The following is a 21,767-nucleotide window of genomic DNA, read 5'->3' as shown; positions in this document are numbered from 1 at the left end:
TTGTTTTTAATATCCAGCTGCCTCATTTTCCCTTCGGGGATCAGCTCCGCCTTCGAGTTTTCCATCAGGTAAGCGCATTATTGCGTCTACTGAACCTATGATTGGAGTTCTGCCTTCATGGATTCGGTAATTTTTGGAACTTAAACTCCGGTATACCGAACTGTCAAGACTTTTCTCCTCAAACAAAATCTGATCAGGGAGCCACTGATGATGAAATCTCGGAGCCTCAACCGCCTCCTGCATGGTCATGTCAAATTCGTAGGCATTGAGAATGGTCTGAGCCACTGCGGTGATAATGGTTGAGCCACCCGGAGTACCCAAAATCATCCAAAGCTCTCCATCCCGCTCCACCAATGTAGGGGTCATGGAGCTCAACATTCGTTTTCCCGGGGCAATGCTATTGGCATCGGCACCAATTAGGCCAAACATATTCGGAACGCCAGCTTTGCTGCTGAAGTCATCCATTTCATTGTTCATGAAAAAGCCCAACTCATCCAAGTAAACTTTTGATCCGTAGGCCCCATTTAAGGTGGTCGTCACCGCCAAGGCATTTCCTTCTGCGTCCATGATGGAATAATGGGTAGTTTCCATGCTTTCTGCAAATTGAACCTTTCCTTCGGCGAGATCCTCTGATTTGGTGGCCAAATTCGGATCGTAATTTTCCATGCGTGATTTTAAGTATTCATCGTCGAGTAACTCTGGAACTGGGATGGCAACAAAATCAGGATCACCCAAATAAAAATTTCGATCGGCATAAGCCCTACGCATGGCCTCTGTTAAGACTTGGATGTATTCCGAGGAATTGTGCCCCATTTTTTTCAAGTCAAAAGGCTCGACCATTTTAAGGATTTGTCCGATCGTTATTCCTCCAGAACTCGGTGGGGCCATAGAAATGATGCGTAATTCTTTATAATCAAAAACTACAGGTTCTCTCCAAACGGCCTGATAAGATTCCAAATCCTCCAAAGTGATGATTCCACCCAGGCTTTGGAGGTGATCAACCAGGATTTTTGCCGTCTCGCCTTTATAAAACTCATCTCTTCCGTTTTGTGCAATGCGCTCAAGCGTCTGTGCCAAAGCTAAATTTTTTATTGTATCTCCAGCACTTCTTTCTTTTCCATAAAAAGTATCCTCTCCATTGACTTCTCTGACTACTTCTAAGATTCCTCTCAATCTCGATTCTTGTTGTTGGCTGACCACAAAGCCATTTCGTGCCAAGTCAATGACGGGTTGTAAAATCTCGGCAGGACTGAGTTTTCCGAACTTTGCCTGTGCAGTAAAAATCCCGGCTATCGTTCCGGGAACTCCCGAAGCCAGGGCTCCCTGTGTACTTAATCCGGGAATCACTTCTCCATTTTCATCCAGGTACATATCTCTACTGGCAGCCATGGGTGCTTTCTCTCGGTAATCTAAAGAGCCAATCTCCCCGTCAGCCATCCGATACACCGCAAAACCGCCACCGCCCAAATTTCCAGCAAAGGGAAAGGTGACCGCCAAAGCCATCTCAGTAGCCATCATCGCATCAAAGGCATTTCCTCCCTTCTTCAAGATTTCTACGCCAATTCGAGATGCTTCACCTCGGGCAGAAACGACCATGGCATTTTCAGTGATCAGCCCGCTTTTGTGGTTGGGTTCCTCTGCCGGCCGGGAACAGGAAAAGAGGAGGAGTTGAACACTGGTCAGTAGTGCGATTCCTCGGGTGGATACGATTCTATTCATCTAATAGGGTAGTGTTAAACAGCTTTACTATTCGCTTGTATTCATCTGTCCAGGAACTGGGCTCTACAAATCCATGATCTTCTACCGGATAAATGGCCATTTCCCAATTGTCTTTTCCAAGTTCAATCAGGCGCTGAGAAAGCCGGACGACATCCTGAAAATGCACATTCACATCGACCATCCCATGGGCGATCAACAAGTTTCCTTGAAGTCCTTCCGCATAATAAATAGGAGAGGAGCGGCGGTAAGCAATCGGATCTTCTTCGGGTGTATTGAGAATATTGGAAGTGTAACCGTGGTTATAATGCGCCCAATCGGTAACCGATCGTAGGGCTGCTCCAGATTTGAATGTTTCTGGCTCTGTAAATAAGGCCATTAGAGTGATAAAGCCTCCATAGCTACCGCCATAAATTCCAATTTTATCTGCGTCTACCCCATAGTTTTCAATGAGGTGTTTGGCTCCGTCTGTCTGATCAGACAGGTCTTTTCCGCCCATGTGTCGGTAAATCCCAGTTCGCCAATCCCGACCGTAACCCGCAGAGGCTCGGTAGTCAATATCCAAAACTGTGTAACCCAAATCAGCTAATAAATTGTGAAACATGTACTCTCTAAAATAGCTGCTCCACCATTTGTGGGCGTTTTGGAGATAGCCGGCTCCGTGGACAAAGATGACTGCCGCACCGTTCTTTTTGTCGGGATCGGGTTGATAAATGCGAGCAGGAACCTTAGCTCCATCCCGTGCTTCAAACCGGATAATTTCAGGATCCCGCCAGGGGTAGGATTTAAACTCCTCGCTTTGACCGAAGGTCAACTGCTTTTCTTCCGCTTTTACTTTATTGGCTTTGATAAAAAGCTCGGTAGGCCGGTTGCTGTAAGAATGAAGAATAGCTAATTTTTTCTCATCCGGGGAAAGCTTTACCTCATTATTTCCGGACATGGAGGTCAATTTTTCCAATTTTCCACCCATCAGAGGCATTTTGTAAAAATGGCGCTCTCCTGGATCTACTTGGGAAGTTGTCAGGTACCAAGACTTTTGATCCTTGGAAATAAAAGGGTCAAAAACCTCGAATTCCCCTTGGGTCAGGGCAGTTTTTTCTTTGGATTCGACATTCAATACATACAAATGGGAGTACCCACTTTCCTCAGATTGAAAATAAATATGTGCGTTGTCCGGAAGCCAACCCAAGGTCCCTCCTGAGAAAGTCCAGCCAATCCCCGGTCCACCGATCCAAGCTTCATCCCGCTGTCGGTCCAAGGGAATCAATTCTCCTGTCAGTAAATCAAGTTCGGCGATCCATCTGTCTTTATTGTCAAAGGATCGGGCCTGAATAATCGCTTTGGATCCGTCAGGAGAATACACCGGACCAAACAAAGCTACTTCTCGATCTTTCTCCTCTAGTTTTCGATCGGGATAATCTGCCAGATAATCCGGCTGATCCTTCAGGCCGGGAAGATTTTTGGTGGAAACAAAATACACCGTATCCCGAGTCAAATCATAAATCCCGATTTCTGATTTGGTAGGATTGGTCCCCACTTTTGGCCGGGAATTGAGGTCCTCGGTGTACCCGGAAGCAGCCACATAGTCTGGCACTTTCGTATTTTTATTGCTCGCAGAACTGTAAAACGTAAAACTTGCAAATCGAGCATCGGGTGATACTTGTAGATTGGAAGGATTTTTTCCTGAAGTGTAATAAATAAATTCCTTGGTTTCGCTTTGGGTCGCTTCTCTGTAGGCTCGGCTAAGCTCCTGGGTTTCCTGCCGTCGCCTAATAACCTCCAGTAAATTGAGATTTTCAACCTCCACAAAACTTTTGTCGGCTTCATCGGATTTTTTTGAGTCCTCGTTTGGAGGGTTTCCGGTAGAAATCGCTGTTTTTTTGCTCACTGTTCCCGTTTTTCGATCCAATACAAAGAGATTTTGCTCACTGACAAATGAGATAAAATTTTCATCTGCCAAAAAGTTAGGATTGCTCAGTCGATTGGGCCAATCCAAGATGAGCTCTGTCTTTCCTTTTGAGAGATCTTCCAGCCAGATTTTTTGGTTATTTTCCACATAAAGTCTTAACTCTCTATTTGAATTAATCCGCAGCTGACTTTTTCTGAGCGCTTTTTCTTCCCTTAAAGGGACTTTTTGTATTTGATCAGGTTGATCAAGATGGATTTTGTATAAGGAGTCTGAGGGGTCGGATTCCAAGTTGTATTCAAAATAAATCGTTTGGCTGTCATCACTCCATCGTACCGAGGAGGGAAAAGTACCCATCCACTTAGGGTCACGCATGATGTAGTCTACCGAGAGTGCAGATTGGGCAATGGATTCTACTGACCAAATCAGCAGAAAGGCCAGTAAGGTGTACTTAATTCTCATGGATTGGTTTTTAGATGCGATTAAGCAAGCGCACCGAGAAATTGTGCCAGTTCGGTTTCGATCGTTCGGATTTCTTCTTGGAGTTGTTTATTTAGCTTCTCCGAACCCTCTAAATTTGCCTCGATGTCTTCCAGAATTTTCCTTGTTTTTAAGGCTCCAATATAGCTCATGCTGGGTTTGGCCTTGTGACATCTTTTTTTAATGGTTTTAAAATCATGTATAGCGTAAAAAGTATCCAGTTCTTTCAAATCTGCAATATTGGTATCTAAAATTATCTGAATCATTTCCCGAATCATATCCGGGTCGTCATCACCGAAATATTGGTATATGGCTTGCTCACTGATGATTTTATACATAGTTGTTTTCTTGGGGGGTTAAAAATTTTGAGTCTCCATTCTCTAAAATTAAAAACATTTTTCAAATCACATTATTTCTACCTTTGAGATTTAAGAATTCAACCAAAATTAGGGAGGTTTAAGGCATCTAATTAATTTTGCTGATCTCTTTGGTTTCTATGAAATAAACCGATTTATGCAAAAGAACAAAAAACTATTTCTCTTGCTATTTGTCCTATTCATGTTGCTCATGCTTTGGATTGGGTATGACATCTCCCAGCGGACGACATTTCCGGGAGCAAAGGGGAATTTGAAAGAACGAATCAGTACTGGACAAGACTAATGACGGGAAAAAAAATAGATATCGATCGGCTCGATCTGGAGCGCATGAAGGATAAAACCACCGATACGCCGGGGACCTTGCCCTATGCGCATCATTCGGGTAGTGCACTGATCAAACCCGAAGACAAGGGTAAAATCACGGGGCGGGCAGTAGCTGCCATGCAATCCCAAACTGAGATGCAGATGGCTCAGATTTATGATCAAATGCAGCTGCTGGCCGATCAGGCAAAAAAAATCAAAGCTAGAGTAGAAGTTTCTGAGCGGATTTACCAAGCCTCTATCCCTTTTGAACCCTTAATCAATCACCACTATTTCCTTTACCAAAAAGAAGATGGCGTGGACTTTCTAAGCATGATTGCGCCCGAAGAGTGGGGAAGAAAGAAGAATTTTGCCAGCTTTGTAGCCGAAGTAAAATTGCTTGCCGATCATACCTGGGAAATTCTCCGGGAAAATACCTAAAATGATGTCTAGTATTTTTGCCCAGAACTTATTGGCTATTCTCAACGAAGAGTTGGATGGAGTAGAGCAAAACATTGCCATGGAAGTCAATCCCAAATTTCTGGATGAAAAAGGGAAAACTTGGCTTCAAGAAATTTTTGAAGAGTTAGGTGGTAAAGGACCTTTTCCGCAACTCGAAAAAGTGAAATTTGATGCCAAAATTAATCGGATGGTTATCCTGGTTGATTTTGAATTGAACTTCAATAGATACCGGTTAAAAACTTTTAGATCAGAGCTTTATGATAATTTTCAATTTCCATTTGTGGAGGCTCACAAACGCCTTTGCCGAACTTTTGAAAAAGAATGCATGAAGGCTGGGTTTCAGGGGCGTCATTGGAATGGTCCTCCGGTTGCAAGACAATGGTTTGGGGACTCCGAAGAAATCGGGGACTTTTCGGGAAATGGATCTGCCGGCTGGAAACTGCGTGCCTATAACGACGCTCAAATCGATTTGCTGTCCCGAATTCATGGCTTTAAACTGATTCGAATTTCTCCTTTTGAAACGCTGATGACCGGTGGTGCCCTGCGTCGTTTGGATCAATTGCTGATGAATCCAAAAGAGGAGCAGCAAAAGGTGGTTTCCAGTTGGTTGCTTCGCAAATTGGAAATCGAGGCAGAAAAGAAAAACCAGTCCTAAAAAGAACTGGTTTTGCCAATAAATTGAAAGAAGAATTAGGCAAATAATCCAAAAATCTCCCGTTCGATTTTTTCCACGATAAAGGAAAAGTCTTCTGATCGCTCTACAAAATCCAGCTCATTGACATCAACGATCAGCAATTTCCCTTCCTTGTACCCAGCGATCCAATCTTCGTAATGCTGATTTAGATTTTTGAGATAGTCTATCCGCATGGTGGTTTCATAGCTTCGACCGCGCTTTTCGATTTGCCCGACGAGTTTGGGAATATCTGCCTTGAGATAGATCAGTAAATCGGGAGCTTTGACGTGACGGATCATCGAGTCAAACAAACTCCGGTAATTCCAATAATCCCGCTCAGTCAGCAACTTACTTTTATACAGATTGGCTGCAAATATGTAGGCATCCTCGTAAATCGTACGGTCCTGAATCGTGTTTTGATTTTCATCCTGGATTTTCCGAATTTGATTGTAGCGGGAGTTTAGAAAATAAACCTGCAGGTGAAACGCCCATCGCTTCATGTCTTCATAAAAATCCGGCAAATAGGGATTATTGTCTACTGCCTCAAATTCAGCTTTCCAGCCATAATGCTTGGCTAGTTTTTCGGTAAGCGTAGTTTTTCCGCTTCCGATATTTCCGGATACTGCTAGGTGCATGGATAGGATAGGTTTAGAAAGAGTAACTTATTTTTTGAATCGAGCAGCGACTTCCAGCTCCTTGCTTCCCGGTGTATAATGATAAAATCCTTCACCTGTTTTGGCTCCTTTGTATCCGGCTTCCACCATATTGACTAAAAGCGGGCAAGAGGCGTATTTTGGATTGCCAAAGCCATCGTGTAGGACTCGAAGGATAGATAAACACACATCCAGGCCGATGAAATCGGCTAATTGTAAAGGTCCCATGGGATGGGCCATTCCCAGTTTCATGACCGTATCAATTTCTTCTACTCCGGCTACTCCTTCAAAAAGGGTATAAATTGCCTCATTGATCATGGGCATCAGGATGCGATTGGCTACAAATCCTGGATAATCGTTGACTTCCACAGGCACTTTACCCAAGCCTTCGGAAAGCTTCATGATCTTTTGGGTAACCTCATCGGTGGTGGCATATCCTCGGATTACTTCCACTAATTTCATTACAGGCACGGGATTCATAAAGTGCATCCCAATAACTTGAGCCGGACGCTGAGTGGCTGCAGCGATTTTGGTGATGGAAATGGAGGAGGTATTGGAGGCCAAAATGGCCGATTTTGGTGCCAGTGCATCGATATTTTTAAACAGATCTAGTTTGACCCCCATGTTTTCTGTGGCAGCTTCGACCACGAGGTCAGCAGATTTTACACCTTCCTCCAGCTGGGTGAGTGTATGGATCCTTCCGAGCGTGTTATCTTTTTCTTCCGCGGTTAAAATTCCTTTGGCTACCTGCCGATCCAAATTTTTGCTGATGGTGGCTAGGGCTTTTGTCAAAAACTCTTCGTTCAAATCGACAAGGGAAACTTCAAATCCATTTTGTGCAAAAACGTGGGCGATACCATTTCCCATCGTCCCGGATCCAATTACGGTTATATTTTTCATTTTTAGTGAGTTAGTAGATAAAAACGTTAGTATTTGGGTTTTCGATAAACCAACCGAACGGTTCGTCTGGTCAAAACTACTTCTCCTAAGAGGTAATTCCAATTTTTAACCTGCTGATTCCAGTCATTGTTTGTCCGATTTTCATCCCCTGAGTTTTGGATTTATACCTACCTTTACTGCATGAAAGAACTTGGCTTAATCAGTAAATTACAAATCAATCGATTCACCGATTTTGGTGCCTATTTGGCTTTGGAGGATGGGGGGGAGCTCTTATTGCCTCAGGGCTATCTTACCGGGGATGAGCGAGAAGGCGACTGGGTCGAGGTCTTTGTCTATACCGATAGTGAAGATCGTCCCGTCGCAGTGAAGGACAGGCCCAAGGCACTGCTGGATGAATGGGCAGTCATGGAGGCCAAAGAAATCACCCCTTTTGGTGCCTTTATGGATTGGGGCTTGCTCAAGGACCTGTTGGTTCCCAACGCTGAAATGGGTAAGCAAATGGAAATAGGGGGGAAATACCTAGTGAGAGTCTGTGTGGATTTTAAAACGAATCGACTCATAGGGAGTACCAAGTATCGGGATTTTATTTATCCCGCTCCCAAAGACTACGAGCCGGGAAATGAAGTGGAAGGATTGATTTTTGACAAAACCGATTTAGGCTATAAAGTCTTACTGGAAGATCGATATGAGGGATTAATCTACGCCAATGAGGTGTTCGAATCGCTTCCAATCGGTACTAGTCGGAAATTATACGTCAAAAAACGTAGAGATGATGGAAAGATTGATCTGCAGCTTTTGCCTGTGGGGCGAGAAAAATACGAGGAAGGGGCCGAGAAGATATTGAGTATTTTGAAGGAGAAAGGATTTTTAAACTTACACGATAAGTCTGACCCGGAAGAAATTAAGTCTCAACTGGGTATGAGTAAAAAGCATTTTAAGCAATGCATCGGGCAATTGTATAAAGCCCGTGAAATCAAGCTGGTGGATGGAGGAATTACCTTGATAGACTAGCCATGGCTAAGAGGAAGGATCAGACTGAGCTAGATTTGGAGCAGTTTAAAACCGAAAGTAGTTCGGATTTTTCTGCCAATAAAAAACTCAAAGACCGACTCAGGCGAGTCAAATCCAAAGAACTGGATGAAGCGTTTGAAGTGCTTCATGATGCTGTATTTGAAGAAATGGATTGTCTGGATTGTGCCAATTGTTGCAAAACGACCAGCCCGATTTTTTTACAAACCGATGTGGATCGTTTGGCAAAAGTGTTTCGGATGAAAACGGCTGAATTTTTGGACACCTACCTTCACCGTGATGAGGAAGGGGATTTTGTGTTGAACAGTTCACCATGTCCCTTTTTGGGGGAAGATAATAAGTGCCTGGTGTACCAGGATCGTCCGAAGGCCTGCCGGGAGTATCCACACACCAACCGAAAGAATATGCATGGAATTTTGGGTTTAACCCTCAAAAACACCTTGGTTTGCCCTGCGGTTTACAAAATTTTCCAGCAGATTGGCAAAGATTATAGGAAGTAAAACTTTTTTTTGGCTTTTTTGAATATCAAACCTATCAATGATATGACTGAAATTAAGGAGACGCACTTTTTAGGCGTTGATGTGGGGGGCACCCACTTAAAAATCGGACTCGTCGATAAAAACGGGACCATCGTGGATTTTGAAAAAGAAGAAACTACTCCTTTTAGGGATCACCCTGAAGGATTTGGAGTGGCTTTTATTGAAGGTTTGGAGAAATATTTGAGAAAATATCCACAAGTGGAAAAAGTGGGGATAGGACTGCCGGGTTTGATCAGTAAAGACCGAACCACGCCTTTGGAAATCCCGGCCATTCCGAGTTTGAACAATTTTAAACTCAAGGAAGGATTGGAAAAAAAGTATCCCAACATCGAGTTCTTTCTTGAAAATGATGCCGCGGCGGCGGCTATCGGTGAGTTTTATTTTGGCAAAGACGATGCCTCAGCTAATTTTTTGTTCATCACCATGGGAACCGGTATCGGAAGTGCTTTGGTCTTGGATGGACAGATTTTCAAAGGCTCTCGAGGAAATGCCCTGGAGATGGGGCACATGCTCTCTACCGGAAATGCAAGACTCGAAACGCTCGTAGGAAGAAAAGGAATCCTGGACATCATGGAGCGATTGATCGCGGCCTACCCGGATAAAGCAGGAAGATTAAAGGATAATGAACTGGGAATTCACCTATTGGTAGCCACCGCACGAGAAGGAAACGAAGTAGCCTTGATGGTTTTTGAAGAGGTGGGCGTGATTTTAGGCTCGGCTATTGTATCGGCTGTTCGTATTCTTGATGTAACAGAAGTTCATTTTGGAGGGGGGATTTCTGCCGGATTGGAGTTTATGATGCCAGCCTTGGAGCGTACCATCCGCCAATATCTGACCCCGTATTACAATAAAAACCTGGTATTGAAAAAAGCGACCTTGGAAAACAATGCCGGTACCCTGGGGGCAGCGGCACTCTGTTTTATGGGTTCAGGGTTGTAATCGTAACTTCTGAAACTTTGCTGATTGCATTCATTCGAAAAAGGACCTTCAGGGGTTCTTTTTCGCTTTCTACCCCAGCACAATTTTCACTGGGCTCCAGAAAGTAAAAGAAAAAACTTTGGCTTTTATCCACGAGCTCCACTCGGTCCGGCCTTCCAAAGGTTTTGATTAAGGCCTGATTATCTGCTCCCAAAAATGAATTTTTAATTCGCTGCAATTCTTCTAAATCCTGGATGCGAAGACCTTTACAGCCGTAACGGTCATTTTTCCAGTTTTCCATATTGAGGGTTCCGGTTTCCAATTTGGAAGAGCATCCGGCCAGGCTCAACAGTACAGCAGCCAAAAGGGCAATAGAAAATTTCATAAATTTCAATTTTAACGGTCAAAGGTACGCAGGGCAAGGTTGCCAAGTGTTATGTAATTTGATTTTGGTGAATTTTTCAGAAATGGATAGCCACCTACTTGTTTTGCTTCTTTTGAAAGGGTTTTAGTTTAGATTACTGGCCCCGTATTTTTTGTTCCCTTCCCAAGTCAAAACAAGCCATGGCTTAAGCCTTGGAAATCATTCCCTTAATTTTTTCCGACAAATATTGTCTGATTACCAAACCGAAAATAGCGGCTGCTGTTTGCCCAAATCGGTTATATTAGCGCATTCAATTGAAGCAATCCTATGTATCACCGATTTGGCAAAGCCTTCTATTATTTTAGTATTTTCATTTTCCTGTTTTTATTGCTGTATTTCTATTCAGCCATGAGTGAACAGGTGATTTATAACCTAGGAGAAAGTGAATCCGGTGGGGGACGAATAGGGAAGGATTCCTTATTCTATGGCTTGATTGGTGCGTTCATCCTGTTCAATGTGATTGCGATTTTTCCAGCAAAAATGCTGGAAACCAAAACCCATCAGAAAATGCATCGGATTTTCCCACTGGGTGATCCTTATCGGGATTACATGTTAACCTGGTTTTATTCCTTTGGAGGAGTGCTCAATGTAAGCTTGGGCATTATGACCTTTTATTTTCATGCGATCAACAATCAGGAAGGAATCAGTTCGGATTATTTCAACGTTTTCTTTTACTTGATTCCAGTTCTATTGGTGGTCTGGATCATCGGTTTAGTGGCGCTGTTTGTGGGAAAAGCCAAACAATTGAAAGCTTAAGGTAGAATCTAAGACTATGGCAGAAGCGGTAAAATATAACGAAGACAGTATTAAATCCCTGGATTGGAGAGAACATATCCGATTGCGTCCCGGCATGTATATCGGCAAACTTGGCGATGGAAGTGCACAGGATGATGGGATTTACGTGTTGGTTAAAGAAGTCCTGGACAATTCCATCGATGAGCATATGATGGGGTATGGGCGGACGATTGAAGTCAAGATTTCCGAACATCGGGTAGAAATCCGAGACTACGGACGTGGCATTCCTTTGGGAAAAGTGATCGACTGTGTTTCCAAAATCAATACTGGGGGGAAATACGATTCCGGTGCTTTTCAGAAATCTGTTGGCTTGAATGGCGTAGGTACCAAAGCGGTCAATGCACTATCGGATTATTTCAAAGTGCAGTCCTACCGGGATGGAGAAACTAAAGTGGCGGAATTTGAAAAGGGAATTTTGATCGAAGATCGAAAAATTGAAAAAAGTTCTGATCGAAACGGCACCAAAGTGATTTTCACCCCAGATGCCAGTATTTTCAAAAATTACCATTTTATCCCTGAATACCTCGAAAATCAAATTTGGAATTATGCCTATTTGAATGCCGGGCTGACCATTAATTTTAATGGAAAGAAATTTTTCTCCGACCGGGGATTGTATGATTTGCTTTCCAATAAGGTGGACGAAGAAAGTGCCCGATATCCCATTATTCACCTCAAAGGGAATGATATTGAAGTGGCCATAACCCACTCCAATCAATACGGAGAAGAGTATTATTCGTTTGTCAATGGGCAATACACCACCCAAGGGGGGACACACTTGGCAGCTTTCCGGGAGGCAATTGTGAAAACGGTTCGGGAATTTTATAAAAAAGATTACGATGCCTCTGATATCCGGCAAAGTGTAGTGGCTGCCATTGCTGTTCGGGTCCAAGAGCCGGTTTTTGAATCGCAAACCAAAACCAAATTGGGCTCCCAGTCTGTCGGACCCGAAGGGCCTACCCTACGGACTTTTGTCAATGATTTTATCAAAACTGAACTGGATAATTACCTGCATAAAAATCCGGCTGTTGCAGATGCCTTACTCAAGCGGATTTTACAATCTGAGCGGGAGCGAAAGGAAATTTCGGGCATTAAAAAACTGGCAAACGAGCGGGCAAAAAAAGCCAATCTTCACAATAAAAAGCTCAGAGACTGTCGGGTACATTACGATGATCCCAAAGCCAATGAGGATCAAAAAAATAATACGATGCTCTTCATTACCGAGGGGGATTCAGCTTCCGGATCGATCACCAAATCCCGGGATGTACAGACACAGGCGGTATTTTCCCTTCGAGGAAAACCCTTGAACTGTTTCGGAATGACCAAAAAGGTGGTGTACGAAAACGAGGAGTTTAACTTGCTGCAGCATGCCCTCAATATCGAGGACGGCATCGAAAATCTGCGCTATCGGAAAATCGTGATTGCCACCGATGCAGATGTGGATGGCATGCATATCCGTCTGTTGATTATGACCTACTTCTTGCAGTTTTTTCCGGATTTAGTCAAAAATGGTCACCTGTTCATCCTGGATACCCCGCTCTTTCGAGTGAGAAATAAAAAGGAAACCATTTACTGCTACTCGGATGAAGAGCGTCAGCGGGCCATTCATAAACTGGGCAATAAACCTGAAATCACCCGGTTCAAAGGCTTAGGTGAAATATCGCCCGAAGAATTCGGGAACTTTATCGGAGAGGATATTCGGCTCGAACCCATCATATTGAATAAGGAAACCAAAATTGTGGATCTACTGACCTTCTACATGGGAAAAAACACCCCGGATCGTCAAAACTTCATTATTGATAATTTGAAAATTGAAAAGGATTTGGCTTTGGATGATCCTCGGAACCAAGAAGTAAAGGAAGAGGAAGAAGAGGCCGCCTAAGCCTGAATGATCCATTTCGAGGAATTGGATAACCCAATCAAAAAATAGTGAAAGGGTGAAAATAGGCAATGAATTAGCATTCAAAACAACAGGAAAATGATGCTGAATTGGATTTTAAAGGGGGATATACTGGACAGTACTCAGGAGGAAGGGGTTCTGCTTAAGCAAGAATTTGCAAAGTTGATTTCAGATCCATCAGGATTTAATTGAGGATTTGCTTTCATCTTAGCCTATCCTCCGGGGAAATAAGATTCATCTGTGGTCAAAAGCTTAACAACTTCAGTGGAACGCTGAAGGAAAGGGGAAAAGTAGAAAAGGAATTGAATCGGTCTAGTTACCTTAGGCTACTGTTTGGTGTACGATGGATACTTCCATCCATTCGGAAACTGCCCAGGTGGAATGGGATCATCTACCTCCTTTTTTAGAGCGCTGTTTGTTGAGCGGGATTGATCATGAATTGGACTTATCCGGAGCTTTAACCGTTGGAACAGCAAAAAAAAATTGAGAGAAATAAACGATCAAACGATTACTTTCTAATCGGAAACATGATTTCAGTCGGGATTGTCCTTTTGGTGGTCAATCGGTATCAAAATCGGATTTAATGAAATGAGCGAAGAACTTAATAAACCTGGAGATTCAGACGAAAGCCTACACGATTCGGTTCCGGTGACGGGCATGTATAAAGATTGGTTTTTGGATTATGCCTCCTATGTGATTTTGGAGCGGGCTGTTCCCGCTATCGAGGATGGATTAAAACCCGTTCAGCGCCGGATTCTCCATGCCATGAAAGAAATGGATGATGGGAGATTTAACAAGGTGGCCAATATCATCGGGCAATCCATGCAATATCACCCTCATGGAGATCAATCCATTGGAGATGCAATTGTCAATTTGGGTCAAAAGGAACTGCTCATCGAGACCCAGGGAAACTGGGGGGATGTGCGAACCGGAGATTCAGCTGCTGCTGCTCGGTACATTGAAGCGCGCCTTTCCAAATTTGCTCTCGAGGTAGTCTTCAATCCCCAGACGACCGAATGGCAACTTTCCTATGATGGACGGAAAAGGGAACCGGTCACGCTTCCGGTCAAGTTTCCGCTTTTATTGGCGCAGGGAGTAGAAGGAATCGCGGTGGGACTGTCGACCAAAATCCTTCCGCACAACTTCTGTGAGCTGATCGAAGCTTCCATTGAGATCCTGAAAGGAAATAAAACCAATGTGCTTCCCGACTTTATGCTCGGAGGGATGGCCGACTTTAGCGAGTACAATGAGGGCTTAAGAGGAGGGAAAGTAAAGGTTAGAGCTAGAATTGAAGAGCAAGATTCTAAAATATTATTAATCAAAGAAATACCTTATGGGGTAACCACGGATTCTTTGATTGATTCGATTTTGAAAGCCAATGATAAAGGGAAAATCAAAATCAAGAAAGTGGTGGATAATACCGCCAAAGATGTAGAGATTCAGATTCATTTGGCCCCAGGGGTATCGCCTGATGTAACCATTGATGCGCTTTATGCCTTTACCGATTGTGAGATTTCCATATCACCGAATGCCTGCGTCATTATCGAGGATAAACCCGTCTTTTTGACGGTCAACCAAATCCTGGAATACAACACCAAACAGACCAAAAATTTACTCAAAAGGGAGCTTGAAATCCGGAAGGGTGAATTAATGGAGAAATTACTCTTTTCCTCCCTGGAGAAAATCTTCATTGAGAACAAGATCTATCGAGACATCGAAGAGTGTACTACATGGGATGCGGTTTTGGAGGCCATTGATCAGGGGCTTGAACCCTATAAGCCTGATTTTTATCGTACCATTACCCAAGAGGATTTGATTCGATTGACTGAAATCAAAATCAAACGGATTTCCAAGTTTGATACCTTCAAGGCTGATGAACTCATGAGGCGACTTCAGGATGAGTTGAAGGAAGTCAATTACAACCTCAAGCACCTAACCGAGTATTCCATTAATTACTATCAAAACCTGCTTGAAAAATACGGCAAAGGGCGGGAGCGTAAGACTGAAATCCGTGCCTTTGACACCATTCAGGCCAGTGTGGTTGCTGCCAATAATGCCAAACTCTACGTAAATCGTGCCGATGGATTTGTCGGAATGGGGCTGAAAAAGGATGAATTTGTGAGTGATTGCTCAGATTTGGACGATATCATCGTCATTCGAAAGGATGGAAAAATGATGGTCTCCAAAATTCAAGAGAAAAACTTCATGGGGAAGGATATCCTTCATGTGGGGATTTATCGAAAGAATGACGATCGTCTGACCTTCAACCTGATTTACCTTGATGGTACTTCGGGTCGGGCGATGGTGAAGCGTTTTCAGCCCGGAGGGGTCACCCGAGATAAGGAGTATGATTTAACCAAAGGGACCAAAGGCTCCAAAACGCTTTACCTCACAGCCAACCCAAATGGAGAGGCAGAGATTGTTACCGTTTACCTGACTCAAGGAGCAAAGGCCAGAGTGAAGGTATTTGATTTTGATTTTTCCACCATTGAAATCAAGGGACGGGGCGCCGGCGGAAATATTTTAACCAAATATCCTGTTCGCAAGATTCAACTCAAAATGGAAGGGGTGTCTACTTTAGGTGGATTGGATATCTATTACGATGCGGTGGTGGGACGAATCAATACCGATGAACGCGGGAAACTCATCGGTAATTTTCTAGGTGAGGATAAAATCCTGGTCTGCTACAAATCAGGAGATTATGAACTGACCAATTTCGAATTGACCAACCGTTATGAACCCGCTGAGGTGCTTTTGATCGAGAAATTTGATCCGGAAAAAGTAGTTTCGGCTGTTTATTTTGACGGAGCCAGTAAAACCTTTTATGTCAAGCGTTTCCAGATCGAAACGACCACGGTTAACAAGAAGTTTAACTTTATTTCTGATCACAAATCTTCCTATCTAAAAATTGTCTCCACAGACAAGCAGCCTCAAGTTTCGGCTCAGATTCAAAAAGGCAAGGAAACCGAAACGGTCGATTATGATTTGGATATGTTGATTGATATCAAAGGCTGGAAAGCCATGGGGAATAAGCTCAGTACCCATCAGGTCAATGAATTGTCCCTGATTGCTCCCAAAGCAGCAGCTAAACCTGCCGAGCAGGCTGACAATTCCCCGGACTCAGCCGATGATTTCGAAGTGGGAAGTACCCTTGATCTTTCGCCCAAAAAAGATGATGAGGAACAGCTTGGGTTATTTTAAATTTGACCCATCCGAGCATGTCGCCAACCGATAAAAAGTTCGAACTGAGTTTGTTGGACTATTTCAGTCAATTCATTACTCCACATAAAAGGGAGTTGATGGAAAAAGTATTGAACCAGCGAACTCGGTTTTTCACCGTAGTACTGGAGGATATTTATAAGCCTCATAATGCCAGTGCTGTTTTAAGGACTTGCGATTGCTTTGGGATTCAGGATATACACATTATTGAAAAGACTAATCAGTATAAAATCAATCCTTATGTGACGCGTGGGGCTTCCGATTGGGTGACCATTCATAAGTATTTTGAACCAACAGGCTCCGGAGTGAAGCCATGCTTTTCAAAACTTCGTGAGCAGGGATATCGGATTTTAGCCACCAGCCCTGACAAAAACTCAACCTCCATTTTAGACTTAGACGCATCTCAAAAAATTGCTTTGGTTTTTGGAAATGAACACGAAGGAGTGAGTGAAGAGGTTAAAAGTCAAAGTGATGGATTGGTGCACATTCCGATGCTGGGTTTTACTGAAAGTTTTAATATATCAGTTTCTGCCTCCATTTTTCTATTTGAATTAATGAAGAAAGCCAAGCCCGAACTTCATCCCGACTTTTTTTTGACTGAAGCAGAGAAACATGAATTACGGATGATTTGGTATCGACAGGTAGTAAAAAATTCTGAAGTTCACGAGCGATTATTCCGAGAAAAGAATTTGCTTTAGTTTTTTGTGTTGAACAGGGAATTGAAGCGGTCAGAAAACGATTCTCCGGAGGCTTTTCTTCTGGCCTTTGCTTTTTGACGTTGCTTACGTTTCTGTTCTTTGCTTTTGGTCAGGACCATTCGGGCGGTAAACCCTGTCTGCCCCCTGAAAAATTCGGATCTACCCATCAAATTTACATTTGGTTTGTAATCCAGCGAAAGGACTGTTTTAACTACTGTGAATTCCAATCCCAAAATAAAATCTACCCCGAAAGTCCCGTTGCCGTAGGTATGCGTAATGGTTTTGTCTTGTTCATTTTTAAAGAAGCTTTCCTCTCTTCCTAATGCTAATCCGGTACCGTAATAATAATTGAGTCGTTTGGACAAAATAGGTCTGTGGCGTTCTACCAACAGGTGGACAGTGGTATTTCTGGAAAAATCAGACTGAAGGATTCCCTCTAAGGTTAGGTTTTTTTGAACTCGATGCTGGTAACTCATTCCTACAGTTCGGTTGAAATTACTGTTGCCCAATCGTAAACCCAAGGCATTTCCATAATGCTGGGCAATTGCTCCCTGGGTGATTAAAATAAGAAGGAAAGCGTAAAATAATCTTTGCATAGAAATATAATTGACTTTCAAGGCTTTCAATAACTATTCCAAAGCAGCAAAAACTTAAACCCAAAGCCTAAAAATGGAAAAAAGCGGAAATCTCAGACCTCCGCTTTTTTAATTCAGCCAAGTTTAGTTTTCTAAAATGGTGATTTTTTCGATCTTATCGCCAGCTCTGATTTGATCGATTACCTCTAATCCTTCAACGACTTTTCCAAAAACGGTATGGTTTCGATCCAAGTGTTTGGTATTGTCTCGACTATGACAGATAAAAAATTGTGACCCCCCGGTATTTCTTCCTGCATGGGCCATAGAGATCACACCACGATCATGATACTGATTGTCTCCTGTCAATTCACAATCAATTTTATACCCAGGTCCGCCTGTCCCATCACCTTTGGGACATCCGCCTTGGATAACAAAATTTGGAATGACTCGATGAAAAGTAAGACCATCGTAAAATCCCTTTTGGGACAAATCGACGAAGTTTTTCACGGTATTTGGCGCATCCTTTTCAAAGAATTCCAACTTCATAATTCCCTTTTCGGTAATGATTTCAGCAGTTTTCATTTTTTGTTTTTCGAGTTAAATTTTAAAGAAGCCAAAAATAAGAGATGATTTTAATTATATGCATTCCTTTAGGATTTTATTGTACTTTTTTGGATCCCTAAACCAAAAAAGACCTACTCCAATCGAGTAGGTCTAGGGTTACATTTGGGTTAATGGGTTTAGGGCCGGGGAGCCCCACTGCGTAGTGTTGGGTTGGCAAAATTTTCAAATTGGCTAAAATTTTGAATGAAAGCCTTGGCAAGAGAAGAAGCTTGGTTATCGTAGTCTTCTGGATTTTGCCAGGTGTTGCGCGGATTGAGCACCTCATCGGGGATATTTGGGCAGGTTTGGGGAACTTGAAATCCAAAGAAACGATGGGTTTTGTAGTCAACCTGATCTAATTTTCCCTCTAGGGCAGCAGCGATCATAGCTCGGGTATAAGCCAATTTCATTCGAGATCCCACTCCATAGGGTCCACCGGTCCAACCGGTGTTGACCAGCCATACTTTGGTGTCGTTTTTTTCCATCGCATCGCCAAAAAGCGTAGCATAATAGGTCGGGTGAAGCGGTAGAAATGCCGCTCCAAAACAAGCAGAGAACGTTAGCTTGGGTTCGGTGATCCCCATTTCGGTGCCTGCTACTTTTGCGGTGTAACCGGAGATAAAGTGATACATGGCTTGACTTTTATTCAACCTGGAAATTGGAGGAATTACCCCAAAAGCATCGGCTGTCAAGAAAAATATATTCTTTGGAATTCCTGCCATAGACGGCACCAGGGCATTGGGAATAAAATGGATCGGATAGGCCGTCCGTGTATTTTCTGTGACGGATTTATTCCCATAATCCACCTCCCTGCTATGCGGCTTAAATCGAGTGTTTTCAACGATTGCTCCAAATTTGATGGCATCCCAGATTTCGGGTTCTTTCTCTCGGCTGAGGTCGATGACTTTTGCATAGCAGCCCCCTTCGAAATTAAACACACCTTTTTGGGTCCAGCCATGTTCATCATCTCCAATCAGCGCTCGGTTTGGATCGGCCGAAAGGGTGGTTTTTCCGGTTCCGGATAATCCAAAAAACACGGCAGTATCTCCATTTTTGCCCACATTTGCTGAGCAATGCATGGAAAGTGTATTCTTTTCATAGGGCAGAATATAATTCAATACCGAAAATATCCCCTTTTTCATTTCTCCAGCATACCCGGTGCCTCCGATCAAAATCATGCGTTTGCTCAGGTTGATGATCGCAAAATTTGGGTTCTTGGTGCCGTCTGTTTCGGGGTCTGCTTCAAACTCGGGTGCACAAATGATGGTAAAATCATGCTTGAAATGGGAGAGCTCTTCGGCCGTTGGACGCAAAAACATGTTATGGCAAAAAAGATTGTGCCAGGCTAGGGTATTAATTACCCGGATATTGAGACGATATTCGGAATCTGCTCCAGCAAAGGCATCACGGACAAAAAGTTCTTTATCCGCTAGAAATGCTTTCATTTTTTCCAGCAGACGATCGAATTTTTCCTCTTCAAAAGGAATATTGATATCACCCCACCAAACCGATTCTTCCGTTTTTTCATCTTTGACGATAAAGCGATCTTTGGGAGACCTTCCGGTGAATTTTCCCGTGTCGGCCATCAAAGCTCCGGTGGAAGTAAGGAGCGCTTCTTTTCTTCCCAGTGAAAGTTCAATGAGTTCGGCTTCACTAAGATTATAATGGACTTTTTGGTTCGACTCAAAGCCGAGAAAGTCCAAAGGTGAGTTCTGGGGAGCCAGAGCTAAATCCTGCATAAAATTTTGGGTTTACATACTGAAAATTAATCCCCCAAAATTAGATAATTGGATTGAATTCAAAACAAAAAAAGGCTAAAATTTGAGCGTTCAATCGATTTCGAAGGAAAAACAAACTATTCTTCGGTTTGTCCAAATTCCATTTGTATTTTGGCAACTCGTTCGATTGTTTTTTCGGTTTTAGTGAGATTTAATTCAGCACCACAGCATAAATTCTCTTGGAAACAATTCACAATTTCTTTTATCATTGTAAAACTTATCAAAATCTAAATCGACGAATCTTTGGAAACTCCTAACAATCCCGAATTTGAAGGGCCAACTATTTTTGGCCACCCAAAAGGTCTGATGACGCTGTTTTTCACAGAAATGTGGGAGCGATTTAGTTATTATGGGATGCGCGCTTTGCTGATCCTATTTATGACAGCAGCCATTACCGAAGGAGGAATGGGCTTTGATGACAAGACTTCCGGGGCTATCTATGGATTGTATACCATGGGCGTTTATCTTTTGGCGCTTCCCGGTGGCTGGCTGGCGGATCGGTTGTTTGGTTTGAAAAAATCGGTTTGGTATGGTGGGATCATCATCGCCATGGGACATTTTACGATGGCCCTGCCTGGCTTAGTGGGAGGTGGGGATTATGCCAGTAAGACGGCTTTAACTTCTTTGGATACCAATTCCTTTTTCCTGGGCTTAATTTTGATTGTGCTGGGCACAGGATTACTTAAACCCAATATCAGCTCCATAGTGGGGCAGCTGTACCCGGAAGGAAGCTCTAAACGAGATGCAGGCTTTTCTATTTTCTACATGGGAATCAATCTAGGGGCATTGATCGCTCCAATCGCTTGTAGTACTTTGGCCGAATACGATTGGCATTTGGGTTTTGGCTTGGCAGGAATGGGCATGGTGCTGGGGCTAATCCAATATAAATTAACGGGAAGCTCGCTTCATGGATATGGGGATGCACCGATTGTTTTGGAGGAAACCGAACGGGTCAAGCAAAACAAACTTCGCTCCATGGTCACTTGGATTGGTTTGGGTACTGCGTTGATAATTGGAGTCCTTTTTACCGGGATCATTCCTATTGATGTCTCGGCGATAGCAGGAGCTTCAGGGACCATTATTGCATTGGTGGCAATTGGTTATTTGGGCTATGTGATTCTATTTGGAGGGCTGAATAAATCTGATCGGAATAAAGTTGGGGTGATCGCGATCCTATTTTTGTTTTCGGCTATGTTTTGGTCTGGCTTTGAGCAAGCCGGTTCTACCTTGAATCTGTTTGCAGAACGCTTTACCGATAAGCGGGTATTGGGAATCGAAATTCCGACCGGCTATTTTCAATCGATCAACTCCATGTTTATCATAATTTTTGCCCCCATTTTTGGCGGAATGTGGGTTTGGTTGGGAAGGAAGAATTTAGAGCCGAGTTCTCCGCTCAAATTTACATTTGGTTTATTGTTGCTCGGTCTGGGATTCTTTGTGATGTATTTCGCTGCAAAAATTGCTGCTTCCGGCCAAATGGCTGCTCCAACCTGGTTATTGATGACTTACATGTTCCACACCTTTGGTGAGTTGAGTTTGTCTCCGGTGGGACTTTCTTTGGTGACTAAACTGGCACCCAAAGGCTATGCCGGACAAATGATGGGGATCTGGTTCCTTTCAGTCTCTTTGGGTAATTTGTTTGCCGGATTGATTGCTGGCGAAGCCAGTGGGGGAACCGAAGAAGCCTTGTTGAGAATGCCGGATCAATACTTATTGATTGTTTATACGGTGATCGGATCGGCCATTTTATTATTCTTGCTCAAACCGGTGATTCGAAAAATGATGGGGAATGTGCATTAATTAAACCTAAAACAAGGCTGATCAA

General features: G+C 43.2%; 20 protein-coding genes. 11 read left to right on the top strand and 9 right to left on the bottom strand.

Translation table 11 applies throughout. The annotated features are described in order from the left end of the window. Positions 1–6: 6 nt before the first annotated feature. Genes ggt through Q0L00_RS06530 form a run of 3 tightly spaced genes read right to left on the bottom strand, consistent with a single transcriptional unit; the run spans position 7 to position 4,440 of the window. Positions 7–1,719 (bottom strand): gamma-glutamyltransferase, encoded by a 1,713-nt coding sequence (gene ggt, locus Q0L00_RS06540; RefSeq protein WP_297336068.1) that lies wholly within the window; start codon positions 1,717–1,719, stop codon positions 7–9. After that, positions 1,712–4,084 (bottom strand): prolyl oligopeptidase family serine peptidase, encoded by a 2,373-nt coding sequence (locus Q0L00_RS06535; protein WP_297336067.1) that lies wholly within the window; start codon positions 4,082–4,084, stop codon positions 1,712–1,714. Before Q0L00_RS06535 ends, ggt begins: the two co-directional genes overlap by 8 nt. A 20-nt stretch (positions 4,085–4,104) precedes the next feature. Beyond that, the gene (locus Q0L00_RS06530; protein ID WP_297336066.1) at positions 4,105–4,440 is read right to left on the bottom strand and encodes an Hpt domain-containing protein; all 336 of its coding nucleotides are present in this window, start codon (positions 4,438–4,440) and stop codon (positions 4,105–4,107) included. A 175-nt stretch (positions 4,441–4,615) separates the two neighbouring features. On the opposite strand from Q0L00_RS06530, the gene Q0L00_RS06525 reads away from it, so the two are divergent. The 3 genes from Q0L00_RS06525 to Q0L00_RS06515 are packed head-to-tail and all read left to right on the top strand — an operon-like array spanning position 4,616 to position 5,896. Next, the gene (locus Q0L00_RS06525) at positions 4,616–4,762 is read left to right on the top strand and encodes a hypothetical protein (RefSeq protein WP_297336065.1); all 147 of its coding nucleotides are present in this window, start codon (positions 4,616–4,618) and stop codon (positions 4,760–4,762) included. Beyond that, a complete protein-coding gene (locus tag Q0L00_RS06520; RefSeq protein WP_297336064.1) occupies positions 4,762–5,220 on the top strand; it encodes a DUF2452 domain-containing protein in 459 nt (152 codons plus the stop codon). Before Q0L00_RS06525 ends, Q0L00_RS06520 begins: the two co-directional genes overlap by 1 nt. Position 5,221: 1 nt before the next feature. Further along, entirely contained in the window at positions 5,222–5,896 is a 675-nt protein-coding gene (locus tag Q0L00_RS06515) for a hypothetical protein (RefSeq protein ID WP_297336063.1), read from the top strand. A gap of 35 nt (positions 5,897–5,931) precedes the next feature. Here the strand turns inward: Q0L00_RS06515 and Q0L00_RS06510 are convergent, their stop codons facing one another. Then, positions 5,932–6,549 (bottom strand): deoxynucleoside kinase, encoded by a 618-nt coding sequence (locus Q0L00_RS06510; RefSeq protein WP_297336062.1) that lies wholly within the window; start codon positions 6,547–6,549, stop codon positions 5,932–5,934. Between the two features lie 27 nt (positions 6,550–6,576). Beyond that, the gene (locus Q0L00_RS06505) at positions 6,577–7,467 is read right to left on the bottom strand and encodes a 3-hydroxybutyryl-CoA dehydrogenase (RefSeq protein ID WP_297336061.1); all 891 of its coding nucleotides are present in this window, start codon (positions 7,465–7,467) and stop codon (positions 6,577–6,579) included. Positions 7,468–7,647: 180 nt separating this feature from the next. On the opposite strand from Q0L00_RS06505, the gene Q0L00_RS06500 reads away from it, so the two are divergent. The 3 genes from Q0L00_RS06500 to Q0L00_RS06490 are packed head-to-tail and all read left to right on the top strand — an operon-like array spanning position 7,648 to position 9,974. Then, a complete protein-coding gene (locus tag Q0L00_RS06500; RefSeq protein WP_297336060.1) occupies positions 7,648–8,478 on the top strand; it encodes a S1-like domain-containing RNA-binding protein in 831 nt (276 codons plus the stop codon). 2 nt (positions 8,479–8,480) lie between these two features. Continuing rightward, the gene (locus tag Q0L00_RS06495) at positions 8,481–8,996 is read left to right on the top strand and encodes a YkgJ family cysteine cluster protein (protein WP_297336059.1); all 516 of its coding nucleotides are present in this window, start codon (positions 8,481–8,483) and stop codon (positions 8,994–8,996) included. Between the two features lie 42 nt (positions 8,997–9,038). Beyond that, positions 9,039–9,974, top strand: coding sequence for an ROK family protein (locus Q0L00_RS06490; RefSeq protein WP_297336058.1), 936 nt, complete (start codon positions 9,039–9,041; stop codon positions 9,972–9,974). Here Q0L00_RS06490 and Q0L00_RS06485 read toward each other — a convergent pair. Continuing rightward, complete coding sequence (locus Q0L00_RS06485; RefSeq protein ID WP_297336057.1) at positions 9,955–10,338, bottom strand: hypothetical protein; 384 nt, start codon at positions 10,336–10,338, stop codon at positions 9,955–9,957. The two genes, Q0L00_RS06490 and Q0L00_RS06485, sit on opposite strands and share 20 nt — an antisense overlap. A gap of 306 nt (positions 10,339–10,644) precedes the next feature. Between Q0L00_RS06485 and Q0L00_RS06480 the strand changes: the two genes are divergently transcribed. The 4 genes from Q0L00_RS06480 (at position 10,645) to Q0L00_RS06465 (ending at position 16,986) form a co-directional block, all read left to right on the top strand. Beyond that, on the top strand, positions 10,645–11,133 hold the full coding sequence (locus tag Q0L00_RS06480; RefSeq protein ID WP_297336056.1) for a DNA topoisomerase IV: 489 nt from the start codon (positions 10,645–10,647) through the stop codon (positions 11,131–11,133). Positions 11,134–11,149: 16 nt separating this feature from the next. Continuing rightward, positions 11,150–13,051 (top strand): DNA topoisomerase IV subunit B, encoded by a 1,902-nt coding sequence (locus tag Q0L00_RS06475; protein WP_297336055.1) that lies wholly within the window; start codon positions 11,150–11,152, stop codon positions 13,049–13,051. A gap of 606 nt (positions 13,052–13,657) precedes the next feature. Continuing rightward, on the top strand, positions 13,658–16,270 hold the full coding sequence (locus tag Q0L00_RS06470; protein WP_297336054.1) for a DNA gyrase/topoisomerase IV subunit A: 2,613 nt from the start codon (positions 13,658–13,660) through the stop codon (positions 16,268–16,270). A gap of 17 nt (positions 16,271–16,287) precedes the next feature. After that, positions 16,288–16,986 carry an RNA methyltransferase gene (locus Q0L00_RS06465; protein ID WP_297336053.1) on the top strand — a complete coding sequence of 233 codons (699 nt, stop codon included), beginning with the start codon at positions 16,288–16,290 and terminating at the stop codon, positions 16,984–16,986. Here Q0L00_RS06465 and Q0L00_RS06460 read toward each other — a convergent pair. The 3 genes from Q0L00_RS06460 to pckA form a co-directional block, all read right to left on the bottom strand. Further along, positions 16,983–17,582 (bottom strand): hypothetical protein, encoded by a 600-nt coding sequence (locus Q0L00_RS06460; protein WP_297336052.1) that lies wholly within the window; start codon positions 17,580–17,582, stop codon positions 16,983–16,985. The genes Q0L00_RS06465 and Q0L00_RS06460 overlap by 4 nt on opposite strands. Positions 17,583–17,705: 123 nt before the next feature. Beyond that, entirely contained in the window at positions 17,706–18,143 is a 438-nt protein-coding gene (locus Q0L00_RS06455; protein ID WP_297336051.1) for a peptidylprolyl isomerase, read from the bottom strand. 158 nt (positions 18,144–18,301) lie between these two features. After that, positions 18,302–19,903: a phosphoenolpyruvate carboxykinase (ATP) gene (gene pckA, locus Q0L00_RS06450; protein WP_297336050.1), complete on the bottom strand. Its 1,602-nt coding sequence runs from the start codon at positions 19,901–19,903 to the stop codon at positions 18,302–18,304. A 282-nt stretch (positions 19,904–20,185) separates the two neighbouring features. Here pckA and Q0L00_RS06445 point away from each other — a divergent pair, with 282 nt between their 5' ends. Then, on the top strand, positions 20,186–21,742 hold the full coding sequence (locus tag Q0L00_RS06445) for a peptide MFS transporter (protein WP_297336049.1): 1,557 nt from the start codon (positions 20,186–20,188) through the stop codon (positions 21,740–21,742). The last annotated feature ends 25 nt before the right edge of the window (positions 21,743–21,767 follow it).

Origin of the sequence: Algoriphagus sp. (assembly GCF_024305035.1) — a bacterium.
Classification (GTDB): Bacteria; Bacteroidota; Bacteroidia; order Cytophagales; family Cyclobacteriaceae; genus Algoriphagus.
The sequence above is the reverse complement of the archived record's forward strand: the minus strand, read 5'-3'. Positions and strand labels throughout refer to the sequence as shown.

What these genes read in the sequence shown, in the direction of transcription:
- Q0L00_RS06515 (WP_297336063.1), top strand. Translation starts at nt 5,222, where the DNA reads ATGATGTCTAGTATTTTTGCCCAGAACTTATTGGCTATTCTCAACGAA.
- pckA (WP_297336050.1), bottom strand. Translation starts at nt 19,903, where the DNA reads ATGCAGGATTTAGCTCTGGCTCCCCAGAACTCACCTTTGGACTTTCTC.
- Q0L00_RS06525 (WP_297336065.1), top strand. Translation starts at nt 4,616, where the DNA reads ATGCAAAAGAACAAAAAACTATTTCTCTTGCTATTTGTCCTATTCATG.
- Q0L00_RS06465 (WP_297336053.1), top strand. Translation starts at nt 16,288, where the DNA reads ATGTCGCCAACCGATAAAAAGTTCGAACTGAGTTTGTTGGACTATTTC.
- Q0L00_RS06510 (WP_297336062.1), bottom strand. Translation starts at nt 6,549, where the DNA reads ATGCACCTAGCAGTATCCGGAAATATCGGAAGCGGAAAAACTACGCTT.
- ggt (WP_297336068.1), bottom strand. Translation starts at nt 1,719, where the DNA reads ATGAATAGAATCGTATCCACCCGAGGAATCGCACTACTGACCAGTGTT.
- Q0L00_RS06530 (WP_297336066.1), bottom strand. Translation starts at nt 4,440, where the DNA reads ATGTATAAAATCATCAGTGAGCAAGCCATATACCAATATTTCGGTGAT.
- Q0L00_RS06485 (WP_297336057.1), bottom strand. Translation starts at nt 10,338, where the DNA reads ATGAAATTTTCTATTGCCCTTTTGGCTGCTGTACTGTTGAGCCTGGCC.
- Q0L00_RS06475 (WP_297336055.1), top strand. Translation starts at nt 11,150, where the DNA reads ATGGCAGAAGCGGTAAAATATAACGAAGACAGTATTAAATCCCTGGAT.
- Q0L00_RS06470 (WP_297336054.1), top strand. Translation starts at nt 13,658, where the DNA reads ATGAGCGAAGAACTTAATAAACCTGGAGATTCAGACGAAAGCCTACAC.
- Q0L00_RS06500 (WP_297336060.1), top strand. Translation starts at nt 7,648, where the DNA reads ATGAAAGAACTTGGCTTAATCAGTAAATTACAAATCAATCGATTCACC.
- Q0L00_RS06460 (WP_297336052.1), bottom strand. Translation starts at nt 17,582, where the DNA reads ATGCAAAGATTATTTTACGCTTTCCTTCTTATTTTAATCACCCAGGGA.
- Q0L00_RS06495 (WP_297336059.1), top strand. Translation starts at nt 8,481, where the DNA reads ATGGCTAAGAGGAAGGATCAGACTGAGCTAGATTTGGAGCAGTTTAAA.
- Q0L00_RS06535 (WP_297336067.1), bottom strand. Translation starts at nt 4,084, where the DNA reads ATGAGAATTAAGTACACCTTACTGGCCTTTCTGCTGATTTGGTCAGTA.
- Q0L00_RS06505 (WP_297336061.1), bottom strand. Translation starts at nt 7,467, where the DNA reads ATGAAAAATATAACCGTAATTGGATCCGGGACGATGGGAAATGGTATC.
- Q0L00_RS06520 (WP_297336064.1), top strand. Translation starts at nt 4,762, where the DNA reads ATGACGGGAAAAAAAATAGATATCGATCGGCTCGATCTGGAGCGCATG.
- Q0L00_RS06480 (WP_297336056.1), top strand. Translation starts at nt 10,645, where the DNA reads ATGTATCACCGATTTGGCAAAGCCTTCTATTATTTTAGTATTTTCATT.
- Q0L00_RS06490 (WP_297336058.1), top strand. Translation starts at nt 9,039, where the DNA reads ATGACTGAAATTAAGGAGACGCACTTTTTAGGCGTTGATGTGGGGGGC.
- Q0L00_RS06455 (WP_297336051.1), bottom strand. Translation starts at nt 18,143, where the DNA reads ATGAAAACTGCTGAAATCATTACCGAAAAGGGAATTATGAAGTTGGAA.